The organism is Cryobacterium sp. M25, from assembly GCF_002929635.1.
GTDB classification, from domain to species: Bacteria; Actinomycetota; Actinomycetes; order Actinomycetales; family Microbacteriaceae; genus Cryobacterium; species Cryobacterium sandaracinum.
The window spans coordinates 1-1072 of the sequence record NZ_PJJU01000001.1 but is presented as its reverse complement, the minus strand read 5'-3'; the positions used below and the strand labels follow the sequence as shown (position 1 = coordinate 1072).

Genomic DNA, 1072 nt, shown 5'->3' with positions numbered 1-1072 from the left:
TGTTGTTCCCACTGACGTTGTGAGCACGGTTGATGGGTGATTTGCCGCCGATGCCGGTATGGGGTCTGTGGTGATTGTAGCTATGGATCCAGTCTTGGTAGGTGGCTGCTCGGGCGGCGTCTGAGTTGTAGTGGTGGGCGTAAGCCCATTCCGCGGCGAGGGTGCGGTGGAATCGTTCGATCTTTCCGTTGGTTTGGGGTCGGTAGGGCCGGGTGAACTTGTGCGTAATGTCGCCCAGAGCGTCGTTGAAGAACTTCGACCGGTAGCAGGAGCCGTTGTCGGTCATGACGCGCAGCACAGTGATGTCGTGGGTCGCGTAGAACGCGTTCGCGCGGCCCCAGAAGCCGGCCGCGGTTTCCTTCTTCTCATCGGTCAAGATCTCTGAATAGACCAGCCGGGAATAATCGTCGATCGCGGAGTGCAGAAATGAGTGGCCTACGCCTGCCTGACGGTTGCGTTTGCCGGCTTGGCGGCCGAGAGTGCGGTGGCCGCCGCCGTCGGGGATGCGACCAAGTTTCTTCACGTCAACGTGCACCAGCTCGCCTGGGGTTTTCTTCTCGTACCGAATCGGTTTGGGTTTGCGCACCGGCAGGCCCGTGTTCTGGTCTAGATGGCCCAGCAACGGCATCCGGTACCGGTTGAGGACCTTCGAGACCGTCGATTGCGGCAGCCTCAGGTGGTAGCCGATGCGGTGCGGCCCCCACCGCCTCGTGAAGCGCAGCGCGATGATTCGCCGTTCGGTGCGCCGAGCACATTGGTTCGGGGAGAAGTGCGGGCGCGACGACCGGTCGACGAGCCCGGCACCACCCTGAGCCCGGTACCGGGTAACCCATTTGGCCACGGTCGCGCGAGAGACCTGGAGCCGTTCGGCGACCCGGGCTTGAGCCCAGCCGTCGTTCACGACGAGCTGAACCAGCTTCAGCCGGCCTCCCGGGGTCAGCGGGGCGTTGGCATGAGTAACGTAAGAGATGAGGGCCTCCGTTGCATCGTGTTGAGTGTGGTAACCCAATCGATACCGGAGGTCCTCACTTTTTTAGCTCACGCCACGCTCACAACCTGTGTGGGAACAACA

At 62.1% G+C, this 1072-nt stretch carries 1 protein-coding gene; it reads right to left on the bottom strand.

Annotated features, from left to right (window positions below; genetic code table 11):
* Positions 1-970: IS481 family transposase (locus CXY81_RS00005; RefSeq protein ID WP_104193591.1), on the bottom strand; the 970-nt coding region annotated here is incomplete at its 3' end.
* Positions 971-1072: the final 102 nt, after the last annotated feature.